The sequence below is a fragment of the Psychrobacter glacincola genome, assembly GCF_965118485.1.
In the GTDB taxonomy this organism is placed as follows: domain Bacteria; phylum Pseudomonadota; class Gammaproteobacteria; order Pseudomonadales; family Moraxellaceae; genus Psychrobacter; species Psychrobacter glacincola_D.
Map to the genome: position 1 here is coordinate 22,337 of NZ_CBCPJH010000037.1, position 9,503 is coordinate 31,839.

A 9,503-nucleotide genomic window follows, 5' to 3' on the forward strand; every position below is an offset into this window, starting at 1 on the left:
TCATTCTATTATTCTATATAAATAACGTTTGCCAGTCTCATTAACAAGCCTACTCAAAAAATAGCGATTTTAACTAAAAAACTGGTGTAATGGACATCATTTATGCTGTTATAAGGCCTAAAGCTATATATTTTCAATATTTGCAAGGAATCAACGCTATGAATCAAAACACTTAATGACCGACTGAAAGCTCTTCACTAATACAATATTTTTTATTTAACTCAAAAATCACATCAACAATCATTAGTAAATGCATTACATACTTCATTAGTGATGACGACGCACGGGTCGCTTCATTATTTAATGACCCCTGCCGTTAAATCCATAGATTTAACGGCAGGGGAGATTTCAGTTTCACAGCCTGACGTTATAATCTAGGCTAGGTCATTCTTCATCATCTTTACTCCAGTCAAGCAGCATTACCAACACCTCTCCCAAAAACTTCAAGACACCGGAAGACTCATAAGTAGCTTGTTTTACAGATTTGGATTTCATTTTTCTGACAATTCTAACTTCAAAGCCTACGCAATTTTGGTTAGCCTCCACCCTAATGGCACTATTGAGTTTATGCTTTTTCTTGAAGTCTCTAACCTCTTTTATACTACTAGAAGTCAGTTGCCAATGGTGAGGCTCAATAATTTCACAGCCTATCCTCAAAAATTCAGCCAACAGCTCATGTTGAGACTTTTTAATGCCAAACTTTAAGTAAGATCTAGAGGTAATGTGCTTTTTTTGATAGGTCCTGACAAACCCTTGCAATATATCAGGTTTCTGTACAGACATATTATAAGCGTTATCCAAAGCCGTGGTAATAATCGCTTGAGCAGTTTGACCTTTGACTTGAGTGATGAGCTTGTCGTTATTATTTAAGCTACACGCATTTTTGTATAACTCTCTTGCATTGATTAGGTGAATACCGTGTTTTATCGCTATATTTTCCAACTCTTTTTCACGAAGCTCAGGTCTGAGTTTATCTATCTCTCTTATAAAGCTAATAACATCATTGTACCTTGCTTCAATAAAAATAGAGTGATCTATCCCCTCACCTTCAGTATTATGCTGGATAAGTTGGGCGCTCACATCGGGTGCTGTAAATAAAGGGGTGTGATGTGCTTTTAGCTTTTTGGCAAAGTAAGGTCTTAATTTCTTCAACGCTACCGCTTTAGTAGATTTGTCATAGGCAGTTTTATTGTGATAATTGACTGTTTGATAGTCTATACCAGTGATATTCTGTAGTACCGTAAAAGGTATTTCGATTTCAGCCTTGCTCAACTGCCACCCTGCTAATAAATGTGCGGTATGGATGTAATGCTCAAAAGTTGTGTCACAAGTCAGATGACCTACGAAACTTGCTAACCCAAACCAAGCACCTTGAATTTGATGATAACCAGCAAGACTGTCAGCAATATTTTGACTTTCCTCAATGGTGTAATCCGTCATTACCTGTGCTAGTACCGAACCATTGATAGCTAGCGCCAATTGACTAATCGCCGTATGTCTAAAGCTATGGAAAGTATAGTTGTGATTGTCTTGCCCAAGCACTCCATCCCATAATATCCTCATCAAATTGCTAAAAAAGTACGTCGGTAGTGGCTGACTACTAGCCACTTGTGAAAACAAATACGACGCCCCTATTCTTTCTTGCTGAGCAATAAACAACGTAACTATTTTTAACTCGTCTTTCTTTAAAAGTGCCTCCAACAACACTCTTCTTTTAGCACTGCTACTTTTAAGACGTAGATAAGGGTTTGGCGTCAGTACAACGCTAATATCTGAAAGCTCTTTCACGTTCTTGAGCTTTATACCTGCAATCTCATTAATGCGCATGCCAGTACGATACGCTAAAATTAATATCGTCTGACATAAAAGCTTTTGACTCGTGCTTAATTCGGATGCTTGTAGTATTTCATGCATAGCCTTATACACCCGTGGTGAGACCATGCTTGCTTTGACGACCTGTTTGTTTTCTCCCCAAGCAAAAACCACGTCAGGGGCATTGAAATACTGCATCTGATATCGATGAAAAGCACGTAATCGTCCATAGGTATAAGACTGGGTATTTTTAAGATCATCTAAGCTAGTGGATTGTTGATCCTCATTCTTTGACTCTTTACTTTCGTCTAACACCTGCGTTAGATGAGGTATTGGATCATCTAAATCATCATCTCCACTATTTTTGATATCCTCATTATCAAGCTCAGTATCATCTCGATCATCGATCGGGTCTTTCTGTAAAATATCTTTTTTACGAGCATCTTTGATTTTACTTAAGATAATTTGCTCATATATTTCTTCATAGTCATTGGTACCCCACTCCTCTAAATCTTCATCCATCGTCAACATAAGCCATTCACGTCCAATACAACCGACGTACTTACTGACTGAGTTTAGATTGGTTTGATTACCTTCTAATAAAGACAGGACCCAACCGAGCAAACGTATGGCATTAGGCTGAGAAAAATCATTTTTTAGGTCACTAATTTTATCTTTGGCAGATGATCGAGTCCCTTTCAAGCCGTCCTGCACAAATTGAATAATATTCTTACTAAAAGCAGGATAGCCTTCGGTCCTTCCAAAGTTTTCACTTCTTGAGACATTTTGAACAAACAGCTGTTGCCAAGTAATGGCAGATTGGGTGTTTTGAATAATTTCTTGGTTATAACTAAGTAATTGCTTAGTAGGTAGTGAAGTGGTTTTTAGCTGCCCTTGCATGACCAGACTATTAGCACCGTCGATATAGCTATCCGGCAATTGTCGCCAGTGAAAATTGGCGTATTTGATGAGGTGCGACAAATGAATCTTTTGTGGATCCCGGCAAGTGAGTTTGAACGTGTTGTTTAGCTCTTTAATAATCGTTTCAAACTGTTGTATTTTGTGGTCGTTTAAATTGGTATCGCGTAAAGCATATAAAAACATAAGACTGAGATCATCAGGAATGTAAGAGATATAACGTATTAAGTCATCATTTTCATTGTTTTTACAACCATATTTATCATCATTAATCTCTAAAGGAATGACGAGTAATATATCGTCGGCATTTAAATCTTTAGCGTTCTTGAATTTTTTTGCTAGATTGACTAGATGTAATGTGCGATGACCAAACAACCAGCCATATAAGGCCCTTAACGCACTGGTATCATTTAATCCGCCAAACATCATACTGCTATATAAAAGAGCCGAGACATAATCATTAGCGGTAAACCTACGCTTACGCTGCCAAAACAGTTGCATGGCTTGCCACGTCTCTGAGACTTTTGAGCCTTCAACGAACCAATCATAGCTAATGGTGAGTCTGTCTCGTTCAGCCACAATAGGAACAACAGGCTCATCTAATGAGCAGTTTTGATCTTTATTATAAGCTCTGACTGCTTGTAAGAACCCTTGCCTTGCACAGCGGTATTGATTGAATGTCGTGAATGAGTTTGATAATTCATTATCGATAGCATGATAATGCTCTTCCATATTAGACTCATCAAATGGCTGATGTTTATATAAATACTCAGTGACAATTTCCTCAGCTTTACTGATTAATGCCTGTTTTTGCTGCTGTAAGTTAGCAGCTCTACGCTCATGCGACGATAATTCTAATAAATTAGCCATGGCGCTTGATCTCCACTTGCTTAAGATCAAGCTTTTGCACCACATGATCTAGCTGGGGCAATAGCTCTGTTCTATATTGATTGATTGATAATGAGGACATCGGATGAAATATCTCTTGATCAGCATGTTCATGACCTAATAAGGCGCAAACATATACCTCATCTAACTCATTGGTAAGCATCGAGCGTAATTGATGTCGCAACCAGTTATCTTGATGAGGCAGCGCTTTACCCACCGTATTTCTAATTCGTTTTGGTGTGATGGGCATAAATTTTTTTGGATTTAAGCTAAATATCTGTAAAAAAGGTTCTTCTGATTGCAAAATCTTATTAATGTTAAGTCGATGGTCTGAATATAAAGGATTGTGCACGCTAGCAAAGTGTTTAATGTAGTTAATATAGTTTTTTAGCGCCGTTTTTAAAAAATTACTCATAGGTATTAGGCGACCATGGTCTTTGCCTTGACGTATAGATTTATCCGAAACCCAATACATGTCATGACTAAAGTTAAATTGATTTAAAAATCCAGGTGCATCATTGACGGGTCTTATACCAGTTTGAATCTGAATAACGTGCCATAGCCATAAGCCATAAGCATTAAATTGTTTGATATATTCATCTTCATTGGCATTTGTGCCATGGCTTAATAGTCGCTTATCAGCATGCACATGTTCTGCAAGCAGTACAAAAAAATTACTGCACACCTGATCATTCAGTGCCATCTCACTACCAATGTAGGTTTTGTTAATATTACTAGCGACAATTGGCATATCCACAAAATAAGAGTATCTATGAGCTTGCCATAATTTATAGTTTTTCGGATTTAGCGACTCTAAGACTTTCTGAGCTTTATCGATACTATAGAAGTTAGTAGAATTTAAGCTTTCAAAACATCGATTGCTCAGTATTTTAATTGCGGCTTGATAAGTATCAAACAGTGAAGATGTTTTTATACTGGTATAGTACAGCGGTGATGAATGCTCTACCTCTACACCTGTAATAATGTCTGAGTGTAATGGTTCGCCAATACGATGGGTAATAATAAACGCTAGCGCTGATTCAATATGTTGATTTGATAATAAAGGTAATGATAAGGATTCTCTAAGTGTTTTTAAAAGCTGAGTGATCTCGGTTGGTTCTACTTCAAATTTATACGGTAATATGACACTTAAGGGTAATGGCAACGGTAAACTAAAGTTATTGCTATGACTTTTAGTGATTGGCTTTATTTGATCACGCTGATTGACAGTCACATTAATGGTATTCCGAATCACGGTTACACCATTATCTTCTTCCACCAAAAATTTTCTTTGGCTTTTATTAGTAGCTACCTCTTTAATCACGTTTTGAATTGACCTGCCGGTTATCATTGATAGTAACAATATAGCAGCGACTCGCCTAACACGTTGTTCTTCATCAGATACTATGGACCATAGTTTTACAAAAACCGATTGATAATCGGATACTGTTAACAACCTAGTATTACTGGGAAACATAAATTGATTACGTTTATTGTGTAAGTAGCTGGTTTTGACTTGATACTGCTGCAATTGTGATGATTTAGCTGTTTTCTTACTAGGATTGTATTTATTATCTAAAAGCGCTAGTGGATTATCGTCTGCTAGGTCTTCTGGTTTAGCAACGTTATTATCTGAAGATAGCTTAGGAAAACGTATTCGTCGGGTTATTTCATTTGTGAAAGGTAAAGCCTGTTCATTTCTCGTCTTATTTATGAATACAGACTGCCCCTTTCCCCTAAATTTCCTTTCGATATAAACCTTATTCTCAAGAACAACTTCATAAGCAAGTCTTATCTCACCTACTTTCTTAGCTAGATTTATATTTTTGACTAAGCCTGTCTGCTCCCTATACCGCATACCTTGTTCATACGATTCAATATCGGCGAAGTTCTCGTAAACATTAGCAGACGATCCATGTATGTTAATTAACTCATCAATAATCGCAGTCTGAGATGAGTTCTTTTTGAGCGCCATTCTTATTCGAACGCCAAGATTGTTAATCTTATTAAAATGCTTATCTTCACGCTCTACTATCAGCAGTATAAACTGTAAGTACTTGCTTATAAAAAGCCAAGATTTATCAGTAAGTAGTTTTTGTCTATAGTAGTCAGTAAATGCAGCTAACATATAAGGAACAGACCAGATATCAGAGCTTTTACGAAAATTTACAACTTTTATTATAGTATTGCATTCATCATGCGTTAGTTTTGTCAAACTCGAATCGGTACTCTGATCATTAGTTTTCATCAAGTATCTTGGAGACAGGTTTATCAGCTCAAAAACAAGTCTGTGTACTTGAGCTGACAATGGTGAATCATATGGCACAATCCGTCTGATCAAACCATGAACCGTTTCGGCCTCCATAGTCCTAACAGTCCATTCTTTCACTTCACACATTGGTCCAGCCCGTATCCTGTGCTAAATCAAACATTTTTTTAACTGGCTTTAAAGATTTTTGCCTGTAGAAATAACGATCAATATTAATGCCTGCAAAAGTACAGTAATCCTCATTGAACAAACTATCACACCCCATTAGCTGCTTCAGTGTTGTCGCTGCACAGTCATGTCGTAAGTGCTGCCATAAAGAAACATGGTCAACATTCTCATAGCGGCAAAGCCTCAATACTTCTACCCAAGCCATCTTAGTAATTTGCTGTTCATTACCTGTAATGATTACAAATGGCTGGCTTATATCAGCCTCGTAAAGAAAAATATCTGCCATACGCTCAAAGTTGTCAAAATATAGGTAGCCTTCTTTATCACTAGAAATAATTCTTATCGGCGGCTTATGATATTTATCGATATCAGCAAGATGAATGGGCGATGTTTTGGGACGACACTTCAGCCAAGTTTTATAGGCCATTGACGCTTTGGGATGGACGGTCAACGTAGTATGATTGGGTGTAAAAAAGTGATTACGAGCTGAAGGCTTTTTTGTCATTGAACACCTCTAATAGATAGGATAATAAACCGTCCTAGAAATAATAACGATAGGGTAGGAGTAGATCAAGACTATCTTAATAATAGTTAGGTGTCAATCAGTGCTTTTTTACGGTGACAGTAATATAAAAATATATCGTTGATTGCGTTAATATGATAAAATAATTTTATTAAATATAAACAACAAGTATATTAATATCATGTACTTGTATATAAAATACTATATCACATAATAGTTCGACACCATTGCCAAGGTTGGGTTTGGTCTATGCTGAAGAGAGGATAAAGATTAGCTTGGTAAACTAACCATTTGACTGGGAGCTTGCTGACCTATATTTGTTCAATAAAGTGATCACCATATCTGTAAATATTGAATGTATATATCAAATTATTTATGAATGAAATTTCACTCTGTCTATAATATTTTCTAAGTAAGAATATAAAACCACTTAATCTGAACTGGAAAATAAAGATCAGATAATATTTGAATTCATTTAAGGAGAAGGTGGGAAAAGCTCCTTGACTAAAAGCAATACTCTGACAGAGGAAGTAACTTAATGAATATAGACTAGAGTGTTATTGATTTATGAATAATACTTAATACAAATAAGTACTAAGCAACCCAAAATGATTTTATAGATATGTAAAAATATCCCTGTTATATTAGATTCATGAGGGTTTGAAATACTCGCTCATCTATACAAGGAAGCATAGAATGACAGGGATTGAGTTTTATACCAACGGTCATATCATCAGTGAAGCGGACAGCATGCGTCAAAAGCTCGGTGCATTAGCGAAGCAGTATCGTGCAACGTCCGCTATTATCGTTACAGATACTGGCATTACCCAGCTGGGCTATGTCGATATTGCTGAGCAATCATTACAAGAAGCTGGCGTTAATGTTGTTGTATTCGATAGTGTCATCGCTGATCCGCCTGTTGAAGTCGTCAATGACGCTATTAAAATTGCCAGAGACAATCGTTGTGATTTGGTTGTCGGTCTTGGTGGCGGCAGCTCTATCGATACTGCAAAAATCGTCGCTTTACATTCAAATGAATTTGAGTCAGTAAACGACATTTTGGATAAAGACGTGAGTGGCTTTCACAAACTACCTTTGTTTGCGATACCGACCACCGCTGGCACAGGTGCAGAATCTACCTTTGTCTCAGTCATCACCGCAAAAGATGGTAGCAAAAAAGCCATATATACGCCCAAAATCCTACCTGATGTCGCTATTTTAGATGCGACGCTTACCCTTAAGCTACCTCGTCACATCACTGCTGCAACCGCTTTAGATGCCATGGTTCATTGCATCGAAGCTTACACGAGTCGCACTAAAAAGAATCCTATTTCAGATGCTATGGCTGTCAAAGGCTTGCAGATGTTATGGAGTAATTTTGAGAGAGTATTAAACCAAGGTGATGATATCGACGCTCGCTCTAACATGTTATTAGGCTCAACTTTGGCTGGTATAGCATTTGTGAATTCTTCGGTAGCCGCTGTGCATGGACTTTCCTACCCGCTTAGTATCAACTTTCATATCCCGCATGGACATGCCAATGCACTTGTTATGTGCGGTGTCTTTACTTTTAATTTATCAGCAGCAGCCCCTCTTTATGCAGAGCTAGCTCATGCTGTTATGCCCTCTCAGACCTTGGGTATGACAGACTTAGAGGCCGCAAGCTTGTTTATCAGACAATTAAAAATATTTTTAGAGACCAGTGGTCTTAAATATCGATTAAACGAATTAGATATAACCGATCAAGACATCCCAGCCTTAGCAAACATCGTTATAAATACTTATGCTAGGCTAATCGCAACCAACCCTAAAGATATGACGTTAAATGAGGTAACAGCAATATATGAGGAGATACTCTAAAAAAGAGGCTCACACTATTTGAAACAGTGTTATTTATCAAGGAAGATATCCACTACTCAAGCTACTCAAGGAAAAGAATTATGGCAGAATACAATTTGGACGTGGTCGTTGATGGCTTTCATTATCTAGAAGGACCTCGCTGGTATAAGGACGCCTTATGGTTCGTCGATTTTTATACCAAAGGTGTGTACCGTGTCAATAATGAAGGTGTCGCAGAAAAAATTGTTCACATTGAACAACAACCCTCTGGTTTAGGCTGGCTACCTGATGGGCGTATGCTGGTCGTTTCAATGAAAGATCGCAAAGTCTTACGCTTAGAAGACGATGGCGAGTTGGTCGTTCATGCTGATATCTGGGAGCACTGTGATGGACATGCTAATGACATGGTCGTTGCACCTAATGGTAATGCTTATGTCGGTAACTTTGGCTTTGATTTGATGGGTGGTGCCGACCATAAACATGCGGCTCTTATATTGGTGAAACCTGATGGCCACTCACAGATTGTGGCAGAAGGCCTGGCTTTTCCAAACGGTATGGTCGTTTCTGCTGACCAAAAGACGTTGATCGTTAATGAGCTATTTGGCAATAAAATCTCACAGTTCGATATTAAAGAAGACGGAACTTTGCGAGAGAAGCGTGACTTTGCAAACTTTGGGGAGTTAGGAGATGAGCCAAATTTAGGTGTGCGCATAGAAAACGCCAGTATCTTACCTGATGGTCTTACGCTAGATAGCGAGGGCGCTGTTTGGATTGCAGATACCTTAAACCAGCGTGCTGTTCGTATTCAAGAAGGCGGGGAAATTTTAGAAGTCGTTGATACCGCACCTGATGGTATTTTTGCAGTGGCGCTTGGCGGACAAGATGGTAAAACCTTGTTTATGTGTGCAGCACCTGATTGGGATGAAGCATCACGTACAGCTGAGACCAGAGGTCGCATGCTATCTACTCAGGTTAAAGTTGGTCATGCTGGTACGCCATAGCTAACTTTTTAACAGGCAAATAAAGTTAATACGTAAAAGGATTAACCATAGAAAAGTCAGGCATTTAAAATAGTCTGGCTTTTTA

5 protein-coding genes are annotated in these 9,503 nt (G+C 38.0%); 2 read left to right on the forward strand and 3 right to left on the reverse strand.

Translation table 11 applies throughout. The features are described 5' to 3' along the window. Positions 1-384 precede the first annotated feature (384 nt). From ACMHKH_RS12240 to ACMHKH_RS12250, 3 genes are read right to left on the reverse strand one after another with little or no spacing between them, the layout of a single operon-like run. The gene (locus ACMHKH_RS12240; protein ID WP_413520919.1) at positions 385-3,600 is read right to left on the reverse strand and encodes a tyrosine-type recombinase/integrase; all 3,216 of its coding nucleotides are present in this window, start codon (positions 3,598-3,600) and stop codon (positions 385-387) included. After that, positions 3,593-5,983: a hypothetical protein gene (locus tag ACMHKH_RS12245; RefSeq protein WP_413520920.1), complete on the reverse strand. Its 2,391-nt coding sequence runs from the start codon at positions 5,981-5,983 to the stop codon at positions 3,593-3,595. The genes ACMHKH_RS12240 and ACMHKH_RS12245 overlap by 8 nt, the downstream gene beginning before the upstream one ends. 25 nt (positions 5,984-6,008) lie before the next feature. Beyond that, positions 6,009-6,560, reverse strand: a complete 552-nt coding sequence (locus ACMHKH_RS12250) for a hypothetical protein (RefSeq protein ID WP_413520921.1) — start codon at positions 6,558-6,560, stop codon at positions 6,009-6,011. 714 nt (positions 6,561-7,274) lie between these two features. On the opposite strand from ACMHKH_RS12250, the gene ACMHKH_RS12255 reads away from it, so the two are divergent. Next, on the forward strand, positions 7,275-8,438 hold the full coding sequence (locus ACMHKH_RS12255; RefSeq protein ID WP_413520922.1) for an iron-containing alcohol dehydrogenase: 1,164 nt from the start codon (positions 7,275-7,277) through the stop codon (positions 8,436-8,438). Positions 8,439-8,518: 80 nt separating this feature from the next. Then, entirely contained in the window at positions 8,519-9,418 is a 900-nt protein-coding gene (locus ACMHKH_RS12260; protein ID WP_413520923.1) for an SMP-30/gluconolactonase/LRE family protein, read from the forward strand. The last annotated feature ends 85 nt before the right edge of the window (positions 9,419-9,503 follow it).